This window comes from Microbacterium profundi, assembly GCF_000763375.1.
Classification (GTDB): Bacteria; Actinomycetota; Actinomycetes; order Actinomycetales; family Microbacteriaceae; genus Microbacterium; species Microbacterium profundi.
Map to the genome: position 1 here is coordinate 1,120,619 of NZ_JPSY01000001.1, position 24,809 is coordinate 1,145,427.

Here is a 24,809-nt window from a genome sequence, read left to right on the forward strand (position 1 = left end):
CAGGTCCGGCCGCGGCAGCAGCCGAAGGCCCCTGCCAGAACGGGGTTCCGGCTCCCAATAGCGGCGACCGCCCGGGCAACCAAGTGACACCCGCGCCAGAAACGATCGTTTTCGGTGTGCTCTAACCGTTGCTAGTTTCCGCCAAAGCGTTGGGCGGTGCGTGTGCGTTGAGGTGTCGCACAACGCTACGCTTACAAGACGCCTCATCCCGTAATGCCTGGTAACAGCACAATTCCGAAAACGCCGGATGCGGCCGTGTCTCACAACTATGTGTCACAAGTTCCTGGGCGATTCCAGGTACAAGCCGTTAGTTGTGAGACACCGATCTCGAGCGGCTCACGCCGACGCGCGCACCACCAACTCGGTCGGCAGGATCGTCATCTTCTCCGGCTCGCCCCCGGCGAGACGGGAGAGCAGTACGGCGGCCATGGTCTCGCCCTGAAGGTACATCGGCTGACGCATCGTCGTCAGCGGCGGATCAGTCGAAAGCGCCACTGCAGAGTCGTCGAACCCGAGCAGCGCGACGTCCTCCGGCACCCGAAGCCCCACCGACCGCATGGCGTTCAGCGCACCGCGCGCCATGAGGTCGCTCGCGACGAAAATCGCGTCCGGAGTGCCGACCGAGAGGATGCGGCGCACAGCCTCCGCACCACTCGTCTCGCCGTAGTCGCCCTCTTCCTCCGCGAACGGGGTGAGTCCGGCATCCGAAAGCGCATCGCGGAAGCCCTGCACGCGATCGACCGACGCGAGCATGCTCAACGGACCCGAGATCGTCGCGATACGCGTGCGGCCTGAATCGATGAGGTGCTGCGTCGCGGTGCGAGACGCAGCGACGTTGTCGACGTCGACCACGTAGTCGCTCGGACGCCGGCGCAGCGGACGCCCGCCCCAGACGACCGGCACAGCATCCGCGATGCGATCGATGAATGCGTCGCTCGTGTGATGCGAGACGATCAGTGCGCCGTCCACGCCGCCGTTGCGCACGAAGCTCGTCATCTTGTCGCCAGGGTCATCGCTCGCGATCAACAGGTTGAGCAGGTAGTCCGAGCCGCGGAGCGCACCGGTGATACCGGCCACGATCGATGCGAAGAAGGGGTCGCCGAAGAAGCGCGTCGTGTCTTCCGGCACGATCAGGGCGATCGCGTGGGTCTGCTTCGACGCCAACGAACGCGCTGCGCGATTGGGCACGTAGTTCAGGTCGGCGATCGCCGTCTGCACGGCCGCGAGCGCCTCGGGGCTGACCGCAGTCGACCCGTTCACCACCCGCGACACGGTCGAGCGTGACACTCCGGCGGTGGCCGCCACCTCTTCGATCGTCGCGCGTGACGGCACTGCTCTCCCTTCGGTCGACGCGGTCAGAGAGCCCGCGCGGCAATGATGCGAGCGTACTCCCGACCGCTGTCCTTGAGGCTGCGCGCCTGGGTGTCGTAATCGACGCGGACGATGCCGAACCGCTTGTCGTAGCCCCAGGCCCACTCGAAGTTGTCGAACATCGACCAGTAGAAGTAGCCGCGCACGTCGACACCGGCATCGGCCGCATCCAGCACCGCACCGAGATGCAGGCGCAGGAACTCGGTGCGATCCGCATCGTGCACGCGCGTCTCGCCGTCCTCGACGACGGCGACGTCGTCGTACGCGGCGCCGTTCTCGGTCATGTACAGCACGGTTCCCGCCGGCTCGGCGTACTCGGTCCAGACGCGCTGCAGCAGGCGAGTGAGCCCCTCCGGCTGCACCTCCCAGTTCTGCGCCGTGCGCGGCAGCCCGCGCTCGACCGAATGGATGCCGTCGTTCGACGGGTACGGGCTGCGCCTCGCCCTCTCAGTCGTCGGCCCACCGGATACGGGAGGCACGGCCGGAGCCCGACCGGACAGAAGATCGCCGTGGTAGTAGTTGACACCCTGGGTGTCGATCTTCTGCGAGATCGACACCAGGTCGCCGTCGTGGATCGCCGCCTCGAACCGCGCGACGGCATCCGGATCGACGCCACGGATGTCTTCGACGATGTCTGCCGGGTACGAGCCGCGGTAGATCGGGTCGAGGAACCATCGGTTGAACTGGCCGTCCACTCGGCGCACAGCGTCGGCGTCGGCTGGCCTGTCGGGATCGGCGGGGTCGGCGACCGTGTGGTTCAGCGTGATGCCGAGGTTCAGCGAAGCGTCGCGGCCGCGCAACTCCTGCACCGTCAGGCCGTGCGCGAGCAGCAGATGATGCGAGGCCAGCAGACCCTCGGCCACGCTCGTGTGACCCGGCGCGTGCTCACCGCCCGTATATGAGAGGAACGACGAGCACCACGGCTCATTCAACGTCGTCCACACGTTCACCCGATCGCCGAGCGCGTCATGCATGTTGCCTGCGTACTCGAGGAAGCGGTCGACCGTGTCGCGGTTCGTCCATCCGCCCTTGTCCTGGAGCGCCTGCGGCATGTCCCAGTGATAGAGCGTGAGCCACGGCAGGATGTCGGCGCCGAGCAGCTCATCGACGAGTCGGCTGTAGAAGTCGACACCCTTTGCGTTGACCGCGCCGCCGTCGGGGCGCACTCGCGACCACGAGGTCGAGAAGCGGTACGTCTGCAGGCCGAGCTCGGTCATGAGCGCGACGTCTTCGGGGTAACGGTGATAGTGATCGCACGCGACGTCGCCGCTCTCACCTCCGACGACGGCACCGGGAACGCGGGCGAACGCATCCCAGATCGAATCGGTGCGACCGTCCTCGTGGGCGGCGCCCTCGATCTGGTAGGCAGCAGTCGCTGCTCCGAACAGGAAGTCCTCGGGGAAGGGGCGGGTCATAGAGGTCATCCTTTCACCGCGCCGGCCATGATCCCGCTGACGAGCTGCTTGCCTGCGACCACGAAGAGCACGAGCAGGGGCAGGGTCGCGAGAACAGCGCCGGTGAGCACGATCGAGTAGTCGACGTAGTATCCCGACTGCAACTGGCTCAGCGCGGTCTGCAGGGTCGGGTTCTGGGGCGGGAGAACGATCAGCGGCCAGAGGTAGTCGGTCCATGCGGTCATGAATGTGAACAGACCGAGGATCGCCATCGCCGGGCGTGCGGCGGGGAGGCCGACAGTGAGGAACGTGCGGAACTGGTTCGCGCCATCCATGCGCGCCGCCTCGATGAGCTCATCCGGGATGACGTCGACGAGGTACTGACGCATGAAGAACACGCCGAACGCCGTGACGAGCGTGGGGATGATCACCGCGCCGACGGATCCGGTCCAGCCGAGCTCGCGCATCACCATGAACAACGGGATGATGCCGAGCTGCGTCGGGATCGCCATCGTCACGATGACGAAGATCATCAGACCGTCGCGTCCTTTGAAACGCAGCTTCGCGAACGCGTAGCCGGCAAGGGTGGAGAAAGTCACCACCGACAGTGTGATGACGCTGGAGATGAGAACCGAGTTGCCCAGGGCCAGCCAGAACGGGATGGCGTCGAGGACCTTGGCGGCATTGGTGAAGAAATTGCCACCGGGGATGAGGGGAAGCGTCTCGCCGCGCGTGGCGTTCGTGCCGCTGGCGACGACGATCGACCACCACAGCGGGTACACGCTTCCGATGATGAACGCGGCGAGCAATCCATAGGTGAGGAATCCGGGGCGGCTGCCGATGCCGGCAGTGCCACCCGTCATCCCTCGTCGGCGGCGGATCTTCTCGGGCACGCTCAGGGCCTGGGTGGCGCTCATCGAGTCAGCTCCTTCGTCGTGCGGCGGGCGCGGCGTCGTGCAGCCCTGTTCTTGGGTGCGTCACCCGTCGAGATGCCCCTCGAGATGAGGAAGTTGATCACGCCGATCCCGACGATCAGCAGGAACAGCAGGATTGCGACGGCGGATGCTTCGCCCAGATTCCGGCGGAAGAACGCCATCTCCCAGAGGAACAGCACAGTGGTCTGGAACTGGCGATCGCTGCCGCCCGTGCCTCCTGCCGTGGACACATCGAACAGGCGCGGTTCGGCGAAGATCTGCAGACCACCGATCGTCGCGGTGATGATCACGAAGATGAGGGTCGGACGAATGGTCGGGATGGTGATCGAGAAGAATCGACGGATCGGGCCGGCGCCGTCGATGGCAGCGGACTCGTACAGGTCGCGGCGCACTGCCTGCATGGCCGCGAGCAGGATCAGGGCGTTGTAGCCGGTCCACCGGAAGTTCACCATGGTCGCGATTGCGAAGTGGGAGAGGAACGTGTTGTTCTTCCACTCCTGATCGACGATGCCGATCAGGTTCAGCAGGTTGTTGGCGAGGCCGTCGGCCTCGTTGAAGATGCTGGAGAAGATGATCGCGACGGCAACAGGTGTCACCACGAACGGGATGAGAACACTCATGCGCCAGAACGTCGGTGCGCGAAGTCCGCGGTCCAGCAGGTAGGCCACGGCCAGTGCGACAGCGAGCTGCGGAATTGCGGAGAGCAGGAAGATGCTCAGGGTGTTGAGGATCGAGTTCCAGAACATCGAGTCGCCGAGAACCTCGCTGAAGTTGCCGAAGCCGACGAAATCGCCCTGGCCTGTGAGGAGGTCCCAGTCGAACACTGCCACGTAGACGGTGTAGATCAACGGGAACAGCCCGACCAGACCGAACACCAGGAAGAACGGCGAGATGTAGAAGTAGGGCGACGCGTTCTGATCGAAACGCGAGACACGATGACGCCAGGAGGGCTTCCCTGCGTCGATCGGGTTCTTCGGCGCCGCGGTTACCTTGTCCCGGCGCTGGGCGGTGAGAGTCATGTGTCCTGCCTCGGAAGGATTGCACGATTCAGGTCGCACTTCTTGTCGGTATGGCGGCGCCAAAGCGACAGAAAGTGCGACCTGAACGTGATCGGATGGGTCAGTCGACGAGTTCGTTCAGCAGTGTGAGAGCCTGCTCCCACGCGCCGTTGGTGTCGGTCTCTCCACGGTCGAGAGCGCTCAGCGGCGGGCCGAACACGTTCTCCTGAATGACGGAGTCATCCGTGCCCTTGAACTGCGCGACGACGCCCTTTGCACGCTCCGCGAGGATCGCACCGGTGGGTGCGTCGTTGAAGAGTTCGTTCGGCGCCGCGGCAGCGGCGATATCTTCCTGCGCCTTGATCGTCGACGGGAAGTTACCTGCGGCCGTGGACTGTTTGATCTGCTGGTCAGGCTGGGTCAGCCAGTCGGCGAGCGCCGCGGCTGCTTCCTTGTGCTCAGAGCTTTCCGGAACGGTGAGGAATGAGCCGCCCCAGTTGGTCGGTCCCCCGGGGAACGCGTCAGCGAAGTCCCAACCCGTCGAAGCGTCGCCGCCGCCTGACTCGAGCTTGCCGGCGATGTTTCCCAGCATCCAGCCGGGGCAGACGAAGGTCGCGAAGCTGCTGTCGACGAACGATTTGCCGCCGTTCCAGTCCCATGCGGCCTCTGCGGCGGACTGGCCGCCCTCGGTCGCTGCACCGAGCAGTTCGAAACGCTCCTTGAGCTCGGCGTTGCCCTCGACGTTCAGCTCGCCGTCTGCCGTGTAGTAGCCCTCGTCGAGCTGGTTGACCATCGAGTTCCAGACGAAGCCGGAGTGGTCGTACCAGGCCTTGCCGGTCTTATCCGTGTACTCCTGGCCGACCTTGAAGTAGTTCTCCCAGTCGCCGTTGAGCAGCTCTGCGACCGATTCGCGGTCGCTGGGGAGGCCCGCAGCTTCGAATGCCGGTCCGTTGTAGCAGATACCACTCGGGCCGATGTCGGTGCCATAGCCGATCACACGGCCGTCGGCGTCGGTGCCCTGGTCGTACTTCCACTCCAACCAGTCGTCCTTGCGGTCTTCGATGCCGTAGTCGCGCAGGTCGACGAACAGGTCGGAGACCCCCATGATCTCGCCGAGCCAGCCCTCTTCGATCGCGACGATGTCGCTGAGGCCGCCGCCTGCACCGATCTTGGTGAAGGTGTCGGTGCGGGCGTTGCCGCCGGTGTCGATGTTGGTCGCCTCGATCGTGACGTTCGGGTTCTCTTCCTCGTACTGCTTGTAGAGGTCCTCGTAGCCGAACGTGCCGAACGTGGTGATGGTCAGCGTGACGTCTTCATCGGCGTTGCCGCCGGGGGTGTCGCCGTCTGCAGCTGCTGAACAGCCGGCGAGGGCGAGAGCGGAGACGGATGCGACGGCGACTGTCGTCAGGATCCGTCGGCGGGCGCGTGTGTTCACAGGTCACTCCTTTGTGGGTCATGCAGTGGTGGTTCGGGATGTGCGTTCGCGTCGTGCGGTACCCGCTCCTGTGGGAGCGCTCCCACGAACGTGAATGCCACTTTATGGGAGCGCTCCCACGGATGTCAAGCGTCAGCCTTCACGAGGCCGGGATCCGTCGGATCCGCGCAACTGAAGTAGCCTTGGCCGGTGCCCTCCGCCGAACTGTCCCCCGCTCTCACCCGCGCCGAATCACTGATCCGCAGCATCCCGGACTACCCGGAACCCGGCATCCTGTTCCGCGACATCACTCCGCTGCTGGCGGATGCCGAGGCGCTGCGCGTGACGACCGAGGCGATCATCGAGCCCTTCGCCGGTCAGTTCGACGTCATCGCCGGCATCGAGGCACGCGGATTCCTCATCGCGAGCGCAGCCGCCATCGCCGCAGGCGTCGGCCTGATCCCGATCCGCAAAGCCGGCAAGCTGCCCCGGCCCGCGGCATCCGTCGACTACGCCCTCGAGTACGGCACCGCGACGGTCGAGATGCACGACGATCTGCCGATCGGCTCACGAGTGCTCTTGATCGACGACGTTCTCGCGACCGGCGGCACGCTGGCAGCCGGACGCCAGCTGATCGAGCGACTCGGATCGCACGTCACAGGCATCTCCGTGCTGTTCGAGATCGACGGGCTGGGCGGGCGCGACCTCATCGGCGACCTGCACACCGTCTTCCACTCGGCCTGACGCCCCGGCACTACTTCCCGGATGCGGCCGGAGGCATCGCGAGGTCGGCCGGCGCGACGCCGCGATCGATCGCGGAGCGGATGGATGCCGCGGCATGCGCCAGGCTGCTCACCGCGACGAGTTGTCGAGCACGCGCGTTGACGGCGAGAAGCATCCTCCTGGCGACCTCGTCACGCGACCCGTCCGGCCGGAGCGCGGCGATGTTGCGACCGACGAGCGGCTCGAGCGCGTCGGCGTACTCCATGAGCTCTTCGACGTCGTAGTCCAGGCCGACCGCCGACGCCTGTGCGAGCGCGAGCGCGAGGCCCTGCTCTGCCGCACCGGGATAACCGCGCCAGTCGCGGCGCCGCATCAGCTCATGCGTGCGTTCACGGAAGACCTCGTGGTCAGGGTCGGAGGCGACTCCCTCCGAGATTCCGAGCGCGAACGCCTGGCACGCGTTCATCACCTCGAGCGTCGCCGCATCCGAGTCGATCACATCGGTGAGCGACCTGATCGCGGCCGTCGAGGCGTTGTACGAATCACGCAGCACGACGATCAATCGCGCCCGATCGACGTGCCGCTGCTCGTACACCGCCGTGGTGCGATTGCGCAGCCGTCCACTCGGCAGGATCCCCACTCGGATCCAGTGCTTGAGGGTCGTCGTGCTGACTCCACTCTGCACGGCGAGCTCTTTGAGCTTCATGCGTCCTCCCCCTCGAGGTCGACCGTTGGAGAGTGGCGAGCCCTGCAACTCTCCACGATGCGACTTCTGTGCGATGACTCTAGCCTGCCAGTGGAGGGACTCTGTCGCCGCTGGGGATGCGCGGGCGGGAGCTTCGATGATCGGGGGGTCATCGACTTGCCCGGGCGGATACACCAAGGGGGTGCGTCATCCGCTCGGGCACTCCCGCCAGACAGTAGGCGCCTCCACCCTGCGCATCCGTCGGTCACCACCCGGACGGCTAGACTGGAACGGCCCGCCTTCCCGCGACTTCCGGAGCCTTCAATGCCCACCATCGTCGTCGACGTCATGCCCAAGTCCGAACTGCTCGACCCGCAGGGGAAGGCCGTCTCCGGCGCTTTCGCGCGTCTGGGCGTGGAGGGCTTCAGCGATGTGCGCATCGGCAAGCGCTTCGAGCTCACGGTCGACGGCGAGGTCACGGATGCCGTGCTCGCCGAGGTGAAGAAGCTCGCCGATGACGTGCTCTCCAACGCGGTCATCGAAGATGTCGTCGGCATCGAGGTCGTCGAATGACGGTCCGCATCGGCGTCATCACCTGGCCGGGATCGCTCGACGACCGCGACGCGCAGCGCGCGATCCGCCTCGCCGGTGCCGAGCCCGTCGCCCTGTGGCACGGCTCGCACGATCTCGAGGGCGTCGATGCTCTGGTGCTGCCCGGCGGCTTCAGCTACGGCGACTACCTGCGCGCCGGAGCCATCGCGGCGCTGTCACCGATCATGACCGAGGTGAAGGATGCTGCCGCATCGGGCATGCCGGTGCTCGGAATCTGCAACGGTTTCCAGATGCTCGTCGAGGCGCACCTGCTGCCCGGCGGACTGATCCGCAACGACCACCAGCACTTCGTCCGCCGCGACCAGAAGCTCACGGTCGAGAATGTCTCAACGGCCTGGACGAGCGAATTCGCCGCCGGCCAGGAGATCGTCATCCCGCTGAAGAACGCAGACGGCGGCTACATCGCCTCGGAGGAGACGCTGGATCGCATCGAGGGCGAAGGCCTCGTGGCGTTCCGCTACGCGGGCGTGAACCCCAACGGATCACTGCGCGACATCGCCGGCCTCACCAGCGAAGCAGGCAACGTCGTCGGCCTCATGCCGCACCCCGAGCACGCGACCGAAGCCGGCTTCGGACCGAACACCTCCGAGGCCATGCGCTCCGGCACCGACGGCCTGGCGTTCTTCACGAGCGCGATCGCTGCCGTCAGTCGCGTCGCGGCGTAGCCGCTGCCCCCGCAATTCTGGCGGCCCATCGCAACTCTGGCGGCCCCAGATGCCACCCGTGGCCGCCAGAGTTGACAGTGGCCGCCAGAGTTGACTTCGATCAGACGCCGAGCTCTGTCCTGATGCGGCTCAGGTGCGCGGCGAACGCCTCGTCGTGGATGAGGTCATCCTCGGTGAGTACCCGGTACGGCCGCTCGAGTATGCCGTCGCCCGGGCGGACGTCGAGATGCGCCGTGTCGAATCCCTCGGCGTGGAGCTGATCGGCCATCAGGTAGTCGCTGCGTGAATCGCCGACGCTGAGCCACCGGCGGGGCATCGGCCCGTGCGCGCGGAAGTGCTCCAACGCGCGCTGCGCAGCGTGATCCTTGTCGAGGCGGATCGACTCGATGTCGGTGGAGATCACGGTCGGGTCGATGCGGAAGGGAACAGCACCGTCGGCGTCGGGCGCCGACAGAGCCGCGTAGCGCAGCCCGATGCCCTGCGCGGTCAGGATGCGGAAGGCCTCGTCCTGGAAGTCCTGCTGAGCTCGACGGTACTCCTCGGGCCCGACATCCGTGCGCTGTTCCACCGAGATCATCGCGCGCTTGGTCTCATCGAAGAACATGGTGTCGGCGAAGCGCCGTTCGACCAGCTCGCGGATCGCATCGACAGCATCCGCACCGAGCGCCACCGTCTGATCGATCGTCGGCTCACCCATGCCGTCGGCGGCGATCGTCGACCAGGCGCCGCCCTTCTCGAACACGCCGAACATGCGCGCTCCGGGTCGACTCAGAGCCTCGCGCAGCCCGGCATCCTGAAGAGCGGGGATGACCACGTCGGCGATGAACTCATGCGAACGCCCGGTGATGAAGGCGATCGGCACGCCCTCCGCGACGAGCTCGACGATGTCGCGGGCGATCGATCCGATCGCGATGGTGCGAGTGACTGGGCTGGCGACGGGGCCGTCGACGTCGAGAAGGAGTCCGAGGTCAGGAGGATTCACTCTCTCAGCCTAGGCACTCCGGCCGCGCGCTTTCGCCAGACGCGAGTCAGATCCCCGCGGGAGGCCAGACGCCGATCAGCACGGCCATGATCACGACCGTGACGAGCTCGTGCGCGATGTTCATCGTGGTCAGTGCGGTCGGTCGACCCTCGAATGCGTCGTGGGTGATGAAGCGGGCGGCGGTGAAGCCTGCCCACAGCAGGATCGCCGTCACGACCGCTGCGACGAAGAACGAGCCCTCGTAGAAGTGCCAGGCGATGGCGGATGCTCCGGCGAGAACCCATGCGGTCACGAAGCTCACGATCACGGTGGTGACGATCGGCCACACGGCGTTCTTCGCCGAGCCCGTCATGTCGACGTTCGCGAGCTTCGCCCAGCGGGTGCCGAACACCTTCGGCGTGTACCAGACCGACCCGACGATCATGCTCGAGATCATCGCCAGCAGCACCGCCCAGTAGTTGATCTCCGGAATCATGGCTCCTCCTCGGCACTCGAGCGACCGGGGGTCGCCTCTGCCGCTGACGCTACTCCCTGAACCGAGCGGGATCGATAGGCTCGACGTGTGAGTCTCTTCGTCACCGTTCCCACCGCCCGCCTCGCCGAGAACATCGGCGCGCTGCCCGAGGGCGTTGAGCTCGAGGTGTGGGACTTCCAGTCCGCCGCGCCTCGGCAGAGGATCGACCTCGTCGTGCCGCCGTACATGGGCGGATCGTCGGCTCTGTCGGCGCTGATGGGACTCGACGTCGGCCTCGTGCAGAGCCAGTCGATCGGCTACGACGGTATCGATGAGAAGCTGCCCTCCGGCATCCCGTTCGCGAACGCGGCGAGCGTGCACGAGACCTCGACCGCCGAGATCGCCCTGGCCCTGGCCCTGGCCGCGCAGCGGCAGTTCTCCCGCTTCGTGCTCGCACAAGAGCACGGCGAATGGGCCCCGGTCTTCGCCGAGAGCCTGGCCGACCGCCGCGTGCTGCTGGTCGGTTTCGGCGGCGTCGGCGAGGCGATCGCCATGCGCCTCGAACCGTTCGAGGTCGAGCTGACCGTCGTCGCCCGCACCGCCCGCCCGGTGTGGCACGAACGTCTCGGACGAGTGCAGGTGCATGCCATCGAAGAGCTCGCCTCGTTGTTGCCGAAGGCGGAGATCGTCGTGCTTGCGCTGCCCGGCGGCGACGAGACGCGCCACCTGTTCGACGATGAGACGCTCGCGCTCTTGCCCGACGACGCGCTCATCGTCAACGTCGGTCGCGGCACGCTCATCGACACGGATGCCCTTGTGCGCCAGAACGGACGCATCCGCGCCGCGCTCGACGTGATGGATCCCGAGCCGCTCCCGGCGGAGCATCCGCTCTGGAAGACCGAGGGCGTTCTCATCTCACCGCACGTCGGAGGCGCTTCGACCGCGATGAATCCGCGCATCGCCAGACTCATCCGCAAGCAGATCGAGCGGATGCTGCGCGGCGACGCTCCGGTGAACGTCGTGATCGACGGCCGCTGACACCCCACCGGCCTCACCGAACCGATTCGAACCGATTCGATCCGGGCGCTCGCGGAACTGTAAGCGCTTGCAGTAGGCTCGTCGCATGACAGAGCTTGAGCAGTTCGCCGCCCCCGGAGCAGAGTGGTGGCGCAGCGCCGTCATCTACCAGATCTACCCGCGCTCGTTCGCGGATGCATCCGGTGACGGCATCGGAGACCTTCCCGGCATCACGGGCCGCCTCGATTCGCTGAAGGAACTCGGCGTCGACGCGATCTGGCTGAGCCCGTTCATGACGAGCCCGCAGAAGGATGCCGGCTACGACGTCGCCGACTACCGCGATGTCGATCCGATCTTCGGGACCCTCGCCGACTTCGACGAGATGATCGCGCAGGCGCACGCCCGCGGCATCCGCCTGATCGTCGACCTCGTGCCGAACCACTCCTCCGACCAGCACGTCTGGTTCCAGCAGGCTCTCAAGGCCGGCCCCGGCAGCCCCGAGCGCGCCCGCTACGTGTTCCGCGACGGCAAGGGTGAGAACGGCGAGCTGCCCCCGAACAACTGGGAGAGCGTCTTCGGCGGCGGCATGTGGGAGCGGGTCACCGAAGCCGACGGCGCCCCCGGCCAGTGGTACCTGCACATCTTCGATGCGAGCCAGCCCGACTTCGACTGGACGAACGAGGAGGTCAAGGAGGAGTTCCGCTCGATCCTGCGCTTCTGGCTCGACCGCGGCGTCGACGGCTTCCGCGTCGATGTCGCCCACGGCATGGTCAAGGAAGCCGGTCTCCCCGACTACGCCCCGGTGGCGGACGCCGACTCGATGGGCGGCGGCGAAGCCAGCGTGCCCTATTGGGGTCAGGACGGCGTGCACGACATATACCGCGACTGGCATAAGGTGCTCGCCGAATACGACGGCGACCGCGCCCTCTGCGGCGAGGCCTGGCTGCCGACGCTCAAGCAGACCGCTCTCTGGGTGCGTCCGGACGAGATGCATCAGACGTTCAACTTCCCGTACATGATGACCGCGTGGGATGCCGAGCTGATCGGCGACGTCATCCGCGAATCACTCGACGAGTTCGGCAAGGTCGGCGCCCCGAGCACCTGGGTGCTCTCGAACCACGATGTCGTCCGGCACGCGTCGCGCCTGGCGCTCACGGCCGACAACCCGCAGGGCGAGGGCATCGGACCCGAGTCGGCCGGCAAGCCCGACCCGGTCGTCGGCCTCTCGCGCGCACGCGCCGCGACGACCGTGATGCTCGCGCTTCCCGGCTCGTCGTACCTCTACCAGGGTGAGGAACTCGGCCTGCCCGAAGCGATGGAGATCCCCGACGAGTTCCGTCAGGACCCGACCTGGTACCGCACGAACGGCAAGCGGTACGGGCGCGACGGATGCCGCGTGCCGATCCCGTGGGAGGCGGCGGCGCCGGCCTTCGGCTTCAACACGACCGGTGATGCGTGGCTGCCGCAGCCGGCGGAATGGGCGTCGTTCGCCCGCGATGCCGAAGAGGCTGACGGCACGTCGACCCTCAACCTCTACAAGCAGCTGCTGCAGTTGCGCCGCGAGCGTGCGCTCGGTGTGGGTTCGCTCGTCTGGGAGGACCTCGCCTCGTCCGCAGTCGCGTTCCACCGCGGCGACCTGCACGTCGCGGTGAACATCGGAACGGAGCCGCTGGAGCTCGGTGACGACGTCACCTTCGTCGTGCAGAGCCAGCCGTTCGACGGCACCGCCCTGCCGGTCGACCACGCCGCCTGGTACACGAAGGCCTGATCGCATTCCATGGTGAGCATCGATGAGGTCGCGCGACTGGCCGGCGTCTCCACGGCGACGGTCTCGCGCGCCCTCAGCGGTCGCGGTCACGTCTCCGCGGCGTCGCGCGACCGCGTGCGCGCCGCGGCGCAGACCCTCGGCTACGTGGTGTCGTCGCGCGCCTCATCGCTCGCCTCCGGCCGCACCAGGAACATCGGCGTGGTGGTGCCCTACCTCGATCGCTGGTTCTTCAGCACGGTACTGTCGGGCGTCTCCAGCGCATTGATGCGCGCCGGCTACGACATCACCCTGTACAACATCACGGCCGACGAGGACGTGCGTCGCAACGTCTTCGATACGGCACTGCGGCGTCAACGGGTGGATGCCGTGATCGCGGTGTCCATCGAACTCGACGACGACGAGACGACCCGTCTGCTCGAACTCGGACTCCCTGTGATCGCGATCGGCGGGCCGAACCCGAAACTCGACACACTGACGGTCGATGACGGCGCGCTCGCGCAGCTGGCGACCGAGCACCTGCTGGGGCTGGGCCACACGGCGATCGCACACATCGGTGCGAATCCCGAGTTCGACATCGACTTCCACATCCCGTCCCAGCGCCGGCTCGGCTTCGAGAAGGCGCTGGCGGATGCCGGGATAATGCTGAACCCCGCGTTCCTCGAACCGGCCGACTTCACCGTCGACGGCGGGTACCGTGCCGCCAAGCAGTTGCTCGGCAGGCCAGGACCACGACCGACCGCCGTGTTCGCGGCATCCGACGAGATGGCGATCGGTGCGATCCTCGCGGCGCGCGATCTCGGCTTCCGCGTGCCGGAGGACCTCTCGGTCGTCGGCATCGACGGTCACGAACTCGGCGAGTTCTTCCAGCTCACGACGGTCGACCAGTTCCCACTCGGTCAGGGAGAGCGGGCGGCCGCAGCCGTGCTGGCGAAGCTCGAGGACGCCCCGCTCGTCCCCGCCCCCGGCGCCTTGCCGTACGAGCTCATCGTGCGAGCAACGACGGCGAGAGCGCGGGGATTCAGTGAGGATCCCGTTCTCGACGTCGGCGAACCGGCGTGAAGATCTCGTCAGGATCCTGTTGCGGATGACCACCGTCGCGGAGCGATCCGCTCAACGTCGCTGAGCGAGGTCATCGCGACTAGACTTGCATCTCGGAGTGTCGGGAAGCCTGGTCGACGTCATCGTTCGTCGACCAGAATGGCACTCATGTCGCCCACTCCCCCGCGCTTCGCCCGTGTGCGAAGCATCTTCCCCTCGGCATCCCGAGAGGAATCGATCCGCGTCACCGAGATCCTGCGCAAGGAGACGGTCGGCGGCATCCTGCTGGTCGTCTTCGCGGCCATCGCGCTGATCTGGGCCAACTCGCCCTGGGCAGACTCGTACTTCGCGATCCGTGATTTCGAGATCGGCTACGAACCGTGGCAGCTGCGGCTCTCGCTGGGCGCGTGGGCCGCGGACGGCCTGCTCGCGGTCTTCTTCTTCCTCGTCGGACTCGAGCTCAAGCGCGAGTTCGTGGCCGGCGACCTGCGAAAGCCCAGCACCGCCATCGTGCCGGTGGTGGCCGCCGTGGGCGGCGTCGCCGTCCCCGCGCTCCTGTACGTCGCCGTGGTGGGCACGACGACGAGCGAAGCACGCGGATGGGCCATCCCGACGGCGACCGACATCGCATTCGCCGTCGCCGTCCTCGCGCTCATCGGATCGCACCTGCCCAGCGCGCTGCGCATCTTCCTGCTCACGCTCGCCGTCGTCGACGACCTCATCGCGATCGGGATCATCGCGATCTTCTACACGGAGTCGATCGAGCTCATACCGTTGCTGCTCGCGCTGGTCGCGATCGCGGTTTACGGCGCGATCGCACAGCGCTTCCGACAGCTGTTCGATGTTCGTCCTGGGGCCGCGTGGCTGATCCTGCTGCCGATCGGATTCACCGCCTGGGCCCTGATGCATGCGTCGGGGATCCACGCCACGATCGCCGGCGTGCTGCTCGGATTCACGATCCCCGTGCTGCACAAGAAGGCGGATCGGTCGGAGGATGCCGGACCGGGCCTCGCCGAACTCTTCGAACACCGATTCCGCCCGCTGTCCGCGGGATTCGCCGTCCCGGTGTTCGCGTTCTTCTCCGCCGGCGTGGCGATCGGCGGTCCCGAGGGCTTCGTCTCCGCGCTCACGGATCCGGTACTGATCGGGATCGTCCTCGGTCTCGTGATCGGCAAACCCCTCGGCATCACGGCAGCCACCTGGCTCATCACCAGGATCCGCCGCATCAACCTCGATCCGTCCCTGAAGTGGATCGACATCGCCGGCGTCGGAGTGCTCGCCGGGATCGGGTTCACCGTCTCACTGCTCGTCGCCGAACTGAGCTTCGCCGCCGGCAGCCCGCACTACGATCACGGCAAGGTGGCGATCCTGACCGCCTCCGCCCTGGCCGCGGTGCTCGCGGCGGTCGTGCTCGGGGTGCGCAATCGGCGCTACCGGAAGGCCGAAGAGTGCGAGTCGGACCGTCAGCCATGACCCACGCGACCACACCACGGGCAACGCCGTGCGGATCCCGGAAGAGATCGACTCCGCCTGAATCAGCGTCCAGCGCCTTCTGATCACGCCGGCGGGAAGCCGCCGCTCAGCCTGCCGTGGAACAATCCGCTGGCCTCGTTCAGCCCGAACAGTTGCACGCTCTTGCCATGCTGGGCGTACTTCGTCTCGATGGCATCGAGCGCGGCGACGGTCGAGGCGTCCCACACGTGCGAGCGCGACATGTCGATGATGACGCGGTCGGGATCCGCCGCGTACTCGAACTGCGTCGTGAGGTCGTTGCTGCTGGCGAAGAACAGTTCGCCGTCGACGACGTAGTGCGCGATGTCATCCGATACGGTGCGGGTGACGGTGACGAAGTGCGCGACGCGCCTGACGAACAGGACGGATGCCACGATCACGCCGGCCACGACGCCGATGGCGAGGTTGTACGTGATGACGACCGCCAGCACGGTCACGAGCATGACGAAGGTCTCGCTCTTCGGCATCCGTTTCAAAGTCGACGGACGGATGCTGTGCCAGTCGAACGCCCCGATCGCGATCATGATCATCACCGCGACGAGCGCGGCCATCGGGATCGTCGCCACGAAGTCGCCGAACACGACGACCAGCAGGAAGAGGAAGACACCGGCGAAGAACGTCGAGATGCGGGTGCGGGCCCCGGATTTCACGTTGATCATCGTCTGGCCGATCACCGCGCAGCCGCCCATGCCGCCGAAGATGCCGGAGAGCACGTTCGCGACGCCCTGCGCCCAGGCCTCACGCGTCTTGCGGGAGTGCGTGTCGGTGATCTCGTCGACGAGTTTCGCGGTCATCAGCGATTCGAGGAGCCCGACGACGGCGACGCCGAGGGCGAACGGAGCGATGATCGTGAAGGTCTCCCAGGTGAGCGGCACGTTCGGGATGAACAGCTCGGGAAGGCTGCGCGGCAGCTCGCCCTGATCGCCGACGGTCGGCACGTTGATCGCGAACACGATGACCACGGCGGTGACGATGACCACCGAGACCAGCGGCGCAGGAATGATCTTGGTGATCTTCGGCATGAAGATCATGACGAGGATGCCGAGCGCCACGAGCGGATACACCAGCCATGGCACGTTCAGCAGGTGCGGTACCTGCGAGCTGAAGACGAAGATGGCGAGCGCGTTGACGAACCCCGTCATGACGCTGCGGGGGATGAAGCGCATCAGCTTCGCGACGCCGAGCACCGCGAGCAGCACCTGGAAGACGCCGGCGAGCAGCACGGTGGCGATGAAGTAGTCGATGCCGTACAGGGGCGCGACCGGCGCGATGACGAGGGCGACGGCGCCGGTGGCAGCGGTGATCATCGCCGGTCGCCCACCGAGGAACGAGATCGCCACCGCCATGATGAACGACGAGAACAGCCCGACCTTCGGGTCGACCCCGGCGATCACCGAGAAGGCGATGGCCTCCGGGATCAGCGCGAGGCCGACGACGAGGCCGGCGAGCACCTCACGGGTGAGTATGCGCGGCGACTTCAGTGCAGTGAGCACTGATGGGTTCGCACGGTAGCGGGTGCGTTCGTCGGCTGTGGTCACGAGAGTCAACCCTATTCCTGACGAGAGCAGCCTCGAACACGTGAGCCGTCGACATCCTGGCCGATCGGCCGATGTCTCAGGCGGGAGTCGCACTGTTGAGCTCCGGCCTCACGAACGACGAGATCGGCGAGAGGCTGTTCGTGTCGCTGGGCACGGTGAAGGCCCACATCGGCGCGATCCTGACGAAGCTGGGCGTGCGCAATCGTGTGGAGGCGGCGATGTGGGCCTACGACACCGGAAGGGCTCGGGAATGAATGCGGTGATGTGCTTGTGTCATGGAGCGAGCGCGGTGATCGGCGTCACGTGGACGCCGTCCGCCCGTCGCCCCGCTGAGCCCGTCGCGGTGATGATGATGAGCGCGGATGGAACGCCCTGCCTCGCCGTATCCACGCGTTCTGCGAACGCGAGCAGGCCGGATGCTGCGGAATCCACCTGCGCCTGACCGAGTTTGATCTCGACGCCAGCCCATCGCCCGTCAGCGAGCGTGATGACTGCGTCGACTTCGTTGCCCGACTCGTCACGCCAGGTATCGACCCGGCCCCCCAGTGCTTGCGAATAGATGCGCAAGTCCCGGACCACCAACGCTTCGAAGTGGAATCCGGCCGCCTCGAGATCCCGCAGCAGGTCTTCACTGCCGACGTGCAGAGCCGCCGTGCCGACCGAAGGATCGACGAAGTAGCGCGTAGGCGCGGTGCGCAGCCGTGCACGTGAACGCATGTGGGGCTGCCATGCGTCCGAGTCATCGCGGAGGTGCAGCCGATCCAGGGCGTCGAGGTGGCTGTAGGCGGTGGTCGGGGAGATGGGGCCTCGGTCACCGCCGACATCCGCGGCGATGGCTCGGGTGGCGGGGCTGTGCGCGACGAATCTCGCCAGGGACGCAAGGACGCGCTTCAGAGTGCGTGGATCCCGTCGCCCTACGAACGACGGCACATCGACTTCCACGATCTGGCGCAGATAGTCATCCATCCATACCCTGGCTTCGCGCTCCTCCGCACCGAGCAGATCCGGCCATCCTCCGATGACGATTCTGCTCATGAGGTCGGGCACGGACGCACGCGTCCCTACCCCCGGCTGCGAGGTCCCATCGAACAATGCGGCCAGCGATACCTCGCCCGTGGAATGCCCCGACTCGAACAGACTCATCGGTCGCATCCGCAGCAATCCGATCCGCCCTGCCCCTGAGTGTCGTTTCGCATCATCCCGCGGCGTCGCCGAACCGGTCAGTAAGTACATCCCACGTCCGCGATCTGAGTCGTCGATCGCGCGGCGTACTTGATTCCACAGATCGGGTGCGACCTGCCACTCATCGAAGAGAATCGGCGTCGGCCTTTCGAAGAGGAAGCTCGGATTGAGCTCGATCGAGGCGCGCGCTGTCGCATCTCGATCCATATCGAACACCGTCTCGGCCCTTTGCGACGCGGTCGCGGTCTTTCCGCACGCCTTCGGACCTTCGATCAGTACGCCGCCGACAGAACGCATCTTCGCCTCGAGTTCGCCGTCGGCTACGCGGGGCAGATAGGTGACCATGGTGAAACTGTACACTTTGCGACAAAGAAACTGTACACTTTACGAAACTTAGTCTGAACAGATTGCGGAGAAGATGACGGGGGAACACTCATCCCTGTCGAGATACCGTCAGGTGACCGTGAACCCCGCGCTCAGCAGCACCTCGTCGCGCGAGCTCGGCCCCACCAGCAGCGCGAACTCGCCCGGCTCGACGATGCGGTCGCCGGCGACATCCACGATCGTGCAGTACGCGACGGGCAGATCGATGCGCACGCGCGTACTCTCGCCCGGCGCCAGCGACACCTGGCGGTAGGCCTTGAGCTCCTTGCCTGCCCAGCTCACGCTGGTGACGGCATCCCGCACATACGCCTGCACCGTCTCGATGGTCGCCCGCTCGCCCGTGTTGGTCACGGTCACGTCGGCGATGACGGTGTCGGATGCGGCGAGCGCCGTCTCTGTCAACGCGAGGTCGGAGTACTCGACGGTCGTGTACGACAGTCCCTCGCCGAAGGCCCACGCCGGTGACTGCGTGAGGTCGGCGTAGCGATCGCCGTGCTGGCCACGGATCTGGTTGTAGTACGTCGGCTGCTGCCCGGCGTGCCGCACGAACGAGATCGGCAGGCGACCGGTCGGTTCGACGGCTCCGGTCAGCAACTCGGCGATCGCGCGCCCGCCCTGCATGCCGGGATTCGCGACCCACAGCACCGCGGCGGCCCTCGCGACGGATGCCGGCAGCACCAGCGGCTTCGACGCCATCAACACCACGACCACCGGCGTGCCGGTCTCGATGACGGCGTCGAGCAGCGCGTTCTGGCCGCCGATGAGCTCGAGAGTCGCCGTCGAGCGGCCTTCGCCGTAGAGTCCCTGCGCATCACCGACGACGGCCACGCACACGTCAGCCGTCTCCGCGGCAGCGACCGCCTCGGCGATCTGCGCGGCATCCGGTGCGCACGGCTTCACCACCGGAGGGCGCGGCTGCCCGTCGGGCCATGTCGCGCCGGCGGGGTCGGGCTCGAGCGTGAGGACGTCCGCGCCGCGAGCGTGCACGACCTCCCAGGACGCGATCTCGCGCAGTCCGTCGAGCACGGTCGCGATCATCTCGCGCGGCTGCCCGTCGAGCCAGCCGGCCTGACCCGAGCCGCCGGCCCAGTCGCCGAGCTGCTCCTGCGCATCATCCGCGAGCGGCCCGACGACGGCGACGCGGGTGGCCCCGGCCGAGGCGACCGACTCACCAGGCGCAGCCGGCCGCAGAGGCAACGTGCCGTCGTTCTCCAGGAGCACGAGCGAACGGCGCGTCATCTCGAGATTCAACGCCGCGTGCTCTGCGGTCCCGACGATCTGCTCGAGTCCGTCGACCGGGGTCCGCGGGTTCTCGAACAGCCCGAGCTCGTACTTCAGCGTGAGGATCCGCTCGACCGCGGCATCGAAGGCATCGGATGCGAGCAGGCCCTGCGCGACAGCATCCAGAGCGCCCTCGAAGAAGGTGGGCGTCGTCATGATCATGTCGTTGCCGGCCTTCACGGCGGCGGCCGCCGCATGCATGACGTCGGGCTGCACCTGCTGCTCCCACACCATGCGCCCGACGTTGTCCCAATCGGTGATGAGCGTGCCGGTGTAGCCCCACTCGCCGCGCAGCACGTCGCTGAGCAGCCAGTCGTTGAGGGTGATCGGCACGCCGTCCATGCTCTGGTACCCGAGCATGAACGAACGGCACCCCTCGCGGGCGACGCGCTCGAACGGCGGCAGGAACCACGATCGCAGCTTCCGCCGCGAGATGTCGGCCTCGCTGGCATCGCGACCGCCCTGCGTCTCGGAGTAGCCGGCGAAGTGCTTGGCCGTCGCGAGGATGGCCGTCGGATCCTCGAGCCCTTCACCCTGGTAGCCGCGGACCATGGCGGATGCGAGCTCTCCGAGCAGGAACGGGTCCTCACCGAACGTCTCATTGACCCGGCCCCAGCGCAGGTCACGGGCGATGCAGAGCACCGGCGAGAACGTCCAGTGGATGCCGGTCGCCGCGACCTCGATGGCAGTCGCGCGCGCGACCTTCTCGAGCAGTGACGCATCCCACGACGCCGCCATCCCGAGCTGCGTCGGATAGATCGTCGCTCCCGGCCAGAACGAGTGGCCGTGGACGCAGTCCTCGCCGACGAGCAGCGGGATCTGCAGGCGCGTCCGCAGGGTCAGCTCGCGGGCCGCGACGATCCGCTCCGGCGAAGTGTGCAGGATCGATCCGACCATGCGCCGGAGCACATGGTCGTCGAGATCGTCGCGTGCGTCGAGTTGCAGCATCTGCCCGATCTTCTCCTCGAGTGTCATGCGCTCGAGGAGGTCGGCGACGCGCGCCGGGACGGTCAGATCGGGATTCAGATACGGGAGGGTCAGGGTCTCGGAGGTCATCACTTCGCGTTCTCTATGGATGATGCAGGCTCTGCAGCCACAGCGGCCGCGTCGTCGGTGCGCACGGCCGTTACCGCGTCGTTCACGTTCAGGCCCTTCTTCTTCATCGCGCGCGCCCGCTCACCGGCCGAGCGCAGGCGCGGGTTGACGTACTCGTCGATGCCGAAGTTGATCAGCGACAGCGCGACGCCGATCGCGGCGATGCACAGCCCTGGCGGCAGATACCACCACCACTGGTTCTGCCCGAACGCGCCCTGCGCGGATGCCCAGTTCAGGATCGTGCCCCAGTTGTACGTGGTCACCGGGATCACGCCGATGTACGAAAGCGTCGTGAGGCCGAGGACGGCGGCGGTCACCGTGCCGACGAAGCTCGCGGCGATCAGCGCCATGAGGTTCGGCAGCATCTCGACCGTGATGATGCGGCGCAGGGGCTCGCCGTTGGCACGGGCGGCCTGCACGAAGTCGCGGTTGCGCAGCGACATGGTCTGCGCGCGCAGCACACGGGCGCCCCACGCCCACCCCGTGATGCCCAGCACTGCGGCGATCAGCACGAGCGGCGGGTCCTCGAACATCGAGGCGACGATGATGATCAGCGGAAGACCGGGGATCACGAGGAACACGTTGGTCAGCGCCGACAGCGCCTCGCTCTTCCAGCCCGACAGGTATCCGGCGATCACACCGACCGTGATCGCGATCACCGTGGCGATCAGCGCGGCGAGGAACCCGACGACGATGACCCCGCGAGTGCCGTGGATGACCTGGCTCAGCACGTCTTCACCGATGTGCGTCGTGCCCAGCCAGTGCGCGGCGGACGGCGGTTGCAGGCGGGCGGAGTTGTCGATCTGCGTCGGCGAGAACGGTGCCAGCACGTCGGCGAAGATCGCGATCAGCACGAAGAATCCGAGGATCGCCAGCCCGGCGATCGACTTGCCGTTGCGGAACATCGCGAACGCCGAGACGAGCTTCGCCCAGAAGCCCTGGCGCTCACTGCCGTTTCCGCTGCCGGCGCCGCTGGTGCGGATGAGGAATGTGTCCGGAGCGCTCGCCTGGCGCCGTCCGGCCTTGTCTGTCGTGGTCATGGCTCAGGCCTCCGTCTGGCGCGTGCGCGGGTCGAGGAATGCGTAGGCGATATCCGCGAGGATGTTCGCCACCAGCACCGACAGGGTGATGACGAGGAAGACGCCCTGCATCAGTGCGTAGTCCTTCGCGTTCGTGGCATCGAGCAGCAGTTTGCCGACGCCCGGATAGCTGAAGACCATCTCCATCACGATCGTGCCGCCGACGATGAATCCGATCGAGAGTGCGAAGCTCTGGATCTGCGGCAGCACGGCGTTACGGGCGGCATAGCGCCACAGCACGCGCTGATTCGGCATGCCCTTCGCCTGCGCGACCGTGATGTAGTCCTCATCGAGCACGGTGAGCATCATGTTGCGCATGCCCAGCATCCATCCGCCGAGCGATGCGATCACGATCGTCAGCGCGGGGAGCGTGCCGTGGTGGATGACCTGGCCGACGAACTCGAGGTTCCAGCCGGGCACGATCCCGACGCCGTACGCCTTGCCGATCGGGAACCAGCCGAGGTTGACCGAGAACACCGCGATCGCGAGCAGACCCAGCCAGAAGTACGGGATCGTGCTGAGGAAGGTCGTGATCGGGATGAGTGCGTCGAGCCGGCTGCCCCGGCGCCATCCGATCACCGCACCGCCGATCGTGCCGATCGCGAACGACACGATGGTCGCGAAGCCGACGAGGCCCACGGTCCACGGCAGCGCCTGACCGACGACCTCGGTGACCGGCCGCAGGCCGTGCAGCAGCGAGACGCCCAGGTCGCCCTGCAGCAGCAGAGCCCAGTAGTCGAGGTACTGCTGGAAGAGCGACTTGTCGGTGTCGAGCCCGAGCAGCGAACGCAGCGCCTCGGCCGCCTCGGGAGAGACGTTGCGGTTGCGCGAGAGGTACTGGCTGACCGCGTCGCCCTTCATCATGCGCGGCAGGAAGAAGTTGATCGTGAGCGCGGCCCAGAGCGTGAAGAGGTAGAACGCGGCACGACCGCCGAGGAAGCGCCAGGGGATGCGCGAGCGACCGGCGACGACCTTGGTCGCGGTGGTGCCGAGCTCGACGGCGTCGGCATCCGTCCGCGTCTCGAAGGTGGGGAGTTGGGGTTCGACGGCGGTCATCGTGCACCTCCGCTGGTGTCGGCGAAGAATCGCTCTGGATCTGGGGATGCTGCGCGCAGCTCTTGCGTGTACGGGTCCTGCGGACGGAGGATGACGTCGTCGGCAGGCCCGTGCTCGACGATGCGCCCCTGGTTGAGCACCATGATCTCGTCGCTGAAATGGCGAGCGGTGGCGAGGTCGTGCGTGATGTACAGCACTCCCAGGCCCTCCTCGCGCTGCAGGTCGGACAGCAGGTTCAGTACGCCGAGGCGGATGGAGACGTCGAGCATCGAGACCGGCTCGTCGGCGACGAGGATCTTCGGACGCGACGCCAGCGCGCGGGCGATCGCGACGCGCTGCCGCTGGCCGCCGGAGAGCTCGTGCGGACGGCGATCGATCACGGCATCCGGGACCAACCGGACCCGTTCGAGCAGCCGGCGCACCTCTGCCTCGGTCTCGGCCTTCGGGACGACGTCGTCGAGTCGCAGCGGGCGTTCGAGGTGGTAACGGATCGAGTGGTACGGGTTGAGCGATGCGAATGGGTCCTGGAAGACCATCCGCAACTGCTGCCGGTAGGTGCCGAGTCCTCGGCCGCGGCGGGGGATCGGCTGGCCGTCGAGCAGCACCTCGCCGCTGGTCGGCGTCTCGAGCTGGGTGAGGATCTTCGCGATCGTCGACTTGCCACTGCCGGACTGACCGACCAGGCCGATGGTCTGGCCAGAGGTGAGCGTGAAGCTCACGTCGTCGAGCGCCTTGAGCTGACCGGCACCGCGGACGTTGTAGGTCTTCGTGACGTGGCGTACTTCGAGAGTGCTCATCGCACCACCACCCCCTTCTCTCCGGTCAGTCTCGGAAACGACGACAGCAGTGTCTTCGTGTACTCGTCCTGCGGGGCGTTCCAGATGCGCTCCGCCGTGGCGATCTCGACGATCTCGCCCTCGCGCATGATGGCGATGCGGTCGCTGATCTCGAGCAGCAGCGGAAGGTCGTGCGTGATGAAGATCACCGAGAATCCGAACTCCGCCCTCAGCTGCGAGATCTGCCGGAGGATCTCGCGCTGCACGAGCACGTCCAACGCCGTCGTCGGCTCGTCCATGACCATCAACTGCGGCCGGAGCGCCAGTGCCATCGCGATCATCACGCGCTGACGCATGCCGCCGGAGAGCTCATGCGGGAAGGAACGGGCGCGCTGCGCGCCGACCTTGACGATCTCGAGCAGCTCGGCGACCGCATCCCGCCGCTGCTTCCTGCTCATGCTCGGGCGGTGCACCTCGAACACGTCCTCGAGTTGCGCGCCGATCGTGGTCACGGGATTCAGCGCGTTCATCGCGCCCTGGAAGACCATCGAGATCTTGTCCCAGCGGAAGCGGCGCATCTGCTCGGCGCCGAGGGCGTTGACGTCGATGTCGTCGCCATCGCTGTCGTGGAAGACGACGGATCCGCTCGTGATCACCGCAGGAGCCTTGAGCAGGCGCTGCACGCCGTACGCGAGCGTGGTCTTGCCGCAGCCGCTCTCACCGGCGAGGCCGAGGATCTCGCCGCGCCGCAGTTCGAGGGTGACGTTCTTCACCGCCGCGACAGGCGGATCGACGTCGTACACGACCGAGAAGTCGCGGATGGACAACAGGGGGTCTGGCATTGAGGTTC

At 66.8% G+C, this 24,809-nt stretch carries 23 protein-coding genes; 8 read left to right on the top strand and 15 right to left on the bottom strand.

All coding sequences use genetic code 11. The annotated features are described in order from the left end of the window. Nucleotides 1-336 precede the first annotated feature (336 nt). From JF52_RS0105275 to JF52_RS0105295, 5 genes are all read right to left on the bottom strand, one after another. Nucleotides 337-1,332: a LacI family DNA-binding transcriptional regulator gene (locus JF52_RS0105275; RefSeq protein WP_033105321.1), complete on the bottom strand. Its 996-nt coding sequence runs from the start codon at nt 1,330-1,332 to the stop codon at nt 337-339. Between the two features lie 23 nt (nt 1,333-1,355). After that, nucleotides 1,356-2,786, bottom strand: coding sequence for a GH1 family beta-glucosidase (locus JF52_RS0105280; RefSeq protein WP_200880949.1), 1,431 nt, complete (start codon nt 2,784-2,786; stop codon nt 1,356-1,358). A 5-nt stretch (nt 2,787-2,791) separates the two neighbouring features. Then, nucleotides 2,792-3,682 carry a carbohydrate ABC transporter permease gene (locus JF52_RS0105285; RefSeq protein WP_033105323.1) on the bottom strand — a complete coding sequence of 297 codons (891 nt, stop codon included), beginning with the start codon at nt 3,680-3,682 and terminating at the stop codon, nt 2,792-2,794. Beyond that, complete coding sequence (locus JF52_RS0105290) at nt 3,679-4,719, bottom strand: carbohydrate ABC transporter permease (protein WP_033105324.1); 1,041 nt, start codon at nt 4,717-4,719, stop codon at nt 3,679-3,681. Before JF52_RS0105290 ends, JF52_RS0105285 begins: the two co-directional genes overlap by 4 nt. A 100-nt stretch (nt 4,720-4,819) precedes the next feature. Beyond that, nucleotides 4,820-6,133, bottom strand: coding sequence for an ABC transporter substrate-binding protein (locus tag JF52_RS0105295; protein ID WP_033105325.1), 1,314 nt, complete (start codon nt 6,131-6,133; stop codon nt 4,820-4,822). Nucleotides 6,134-6,322: 189 nt separating this feature from the next. Here JF52_RS0105295 and JF52_RS0105300 point away from each other — a divergent pair, with 189 nt between their 5' ends. After that, nucleotides 6,323-6,856, top strand: a complete 534-nt coding sequence (locus JF52_RS0105300) for an adenine phosphoribosyltransferase (protein ID WP_033105326.1) — start codon at nt 6,323-6,325, stop codon at nt 6,854-6,856. A 10-nt stretch (nt 6,857-6,866) separates the two neighbouring features. Here the strand turns inward: JF52_RS0105300 and JF52_RS16440 are convergent, their stop codons facing one another. Next, nucleotides 6,867-7,541: a MerR family transcriptional regulator gene (locus JF52_RS16440; protein WP_052166767.1), complete on the bottom strand. Its 675-nt coding sequence runs from the start codon at nt 7,539-7,541 to the stop codon at nt 6,867-6,869. A gap of 303 nt (nt 7,542-7,844) precedes the next feature. Here JF52_RS16440 and purS point away from each other — a divergent pair, with 303 nt between their 5' ends. After that, a complete protein-coding gene (purS, locus tag JF52_RS0105310; RefSeq protein WP_033105327.1) occupies nt 7,845-8,093 on the top strand; it encodes a phosphoribosylformylglycinamidine synthase subunit PurS in 249 nt (82 codons plus the stop codon). Next, nucleotides 8,090-8,797 (top strand): phosphoribosylformylglycinamidine synthase subunit PurQ, encoded by a 708-nt coding sequence (purQ, locus tag JF52_RS0105315; RefSeq protein ID WP_033105328.1) that lies wholly within the window; start codon nt 8,090-8,092, stop codon nt 8,795-8,797. Before purS ends, purQ begins: the two co-directional genes overlap by 4 nt. A 100-nt stretch (nt 8,798-8,897) precedes the next feature. Here the strand turns inward: purQ and JF52_RS0105320 are convergent, their stop codons facing one another. Together JF52_RS0105320 and JF52_RS0105325 are read right to left on the bottom strand one after the other, a co-directional pair. Further along, a complete protein-coding gene (locus JF52_RS0105320) occupies nt 8,898-9,779 on the bottom strand; it encodes a hypothetical protein (RefSeq protein WP_033105329.1) in 882 nt (293 codons plus the stop codon). 46 nt (nt 9,780-9,825) lie between these two features. Beyond that, nucleotides 9,826-10,254, bottom strand: a complete 429-nt coding sequence (locus JF52_RS0105325; RefSeq protein ID WP_033105330.1) for a DUF1761 domain-containing protein — start codon at nt 10,252-10,254, stop codon at nt 9,826-9,828. 87 nt (nt 10,255-10,341) lie between these two features. Here JF52_RS0105325 and JF52_RS0105330 point away from each other — a divergent pair, with 87 nt between their 5' ends. From JF52_RS0105330 to nhaA, 4 genes are all read left to right on the top strand, one after another. Next, entirely contained in the window at nt 10,342-11,271 is a 930-nt protein-coding gene (locus JF52_RS0105330) for a 2-hydroxyacid dehydrogenase (protein ID WP_033105331.1), read from the top strand. 85 nt (nt 11,272-11,356) lie between these two features. Next, nucleotides 11,357-13,018: a glycoside hydrolase family 13 protein gene (locus JF52_RS0105335; RefSeq protein ID WP_033105332.1), complete on the top strand. Its 1,662-nt coding sequence runs from the start codon at nt 11,357-11,359 to the stop codon at nt 13,016-13,018. 9 nt (nt 13,019-13,027) lie between these two features. Continuing rightward, nucleotides 13,028-14,077, top strand: a complete 1,050-nt coding sequence (locus tag JF52_RS0105340) for a LacI family DNA-binding transcriptional regulator (RefSeq protein WP_052166768.1) — start codon at nt 13,028-13,030, stop codon at nt 14,075-14,077. A gap of 147 nt (nt 14,078-14,224) precedes the next feature. After that, a complete protein-coding gene (gene nhaA, locus JF52_RS0105345; RefSeq protein WP_372959215.1) occupies nt 14,225-15,529 on the top strand; it encodes a Na+/H+ antiporter NhaA in 1,305 nt (434 codons plus the stop codon). Between the two features lie 83 nt (nt 15,530-15,612). Here nhaA and JF52_RS0105350 read toward each other — a convergent pair whose 3' ends face one another. Continuing rightward, nucleotides 15,613-17,115 (bottom strand): SulP family inorganic anion transporter, encoded by a 1,503-nt coding sequence (locus tag JF52_RS0105350; RefSeq protein WP_033105334.1) that lies wholly within the window; start codon nt 17,113-17,115, stop codon nt 15,613-15,615. A gap of 62 nt (nt 17,116-17,177) precedes the next feature. On the opposite strand from JF52_RS0105350, the gene JF52_RS0105355 reads away from it, so the two are divergent. Then, entirely contained in the window at nt 17,178-17,360 is a 183-nt protein-coding gene (locus JF52_RS0105355) for a response regulator transcription factor (protein WP_033105335.1), read from the top strand. Between the two features lie 19 nt (nt 17,361-17,379). Here the strand turns inward: JF52_RS0105355 and JF52_RS0105360 are convergent, their stop codons facing one another. The 6 genes from JF52_RS0105360 to JF52_RS0105385 form a co-directional block, all read right to left on the bottom strand. Beyond that, nucleotides 17,380-18,633 carry an ATP-binding protein gene (locus JF52_RS0105360; RefSeq protein ID WP_033105336.1) on the bottom strand — a complete coding sequence of 418 codons (1,254 nt, stop codon included), beginning with the start codon at nt 18,631-18,633 and terminating at the stop codon, nt 17,380-17,382. Between the two features lie 108 nt (nt 18,634-18,741). Next, complete coding sequence (locus JF52_RS0105365; protein ID WP_200880950.1) at nt 18,742-21,009, bottom strand: exo-beta-d-1,3/1,6-glucosidase; 2,268 nt, start codon at nt 21,007-21,009, stop codon at nt 18,742-18,744. After that, nucleotides 21,009-21,953 carry an ABC transporter permease gene (locus tag JF52_RS0105370; RefSeq protein ID WP_235272364.1) on the bottom strand — a complete coding sequence of 315 codons (945 nt, stop codon included), beginning with the start codon at nt 21,951-21,953 and terminating at the stop codon, nt 21,009-21,011. Before JF52_RS0105370 ends, JF52_RS0105365 begins: the two co-directional genes overlap by 1 nt. A gap of 138 nt (nt 21,954-22,091) precedes the next feature. Next, nucleotides 22,092-23,183: an ABC transporter permease gene (locus tag JF52_RS0105375; RefSeq protein ID WP_033105338.1), complete on the bottom strand. Its 1,092-nt coding sequence runs from the start codon at nt 23,181-23,183 to the stop codon at nt 22,092-22,094. Beyond that, nucleotides 23,180-23,980 carry an ABC transporter ATP-binding protein gene (locus JF52_RS0105380; RefSeq protein ID WP_033105339.1) on the bottom strand — a complete coding sequence of 267 codons (801 nt, stop codon included), beginning with the start codon at nt 23,978-23,980 and terminating at the stop codon, nt 23,180-23,182. Before JF52_RS0105380 ends, JF52_RS0105375 begins: the two co-directional genes overlap by 4 nt. Next, nucleotides 23,977-24,801: an ABC transporter ATP-binding protein gene (locus tag JF52_RS0105385; protein ID WP_033105340.1), complete on the bottom strand. Its 825-nt coding sequence runs from the start codon at nt 24,799-24,801 to the stop codon at nt 23,977-23,979. The genes JF52_RS0105380 and JF52_RS0105385 overlap by 4 nt, the downstream gene beginning before the upstream one ends. Nucleotides 24,802-24,809 lie beyond the last annotated feature (8 nt).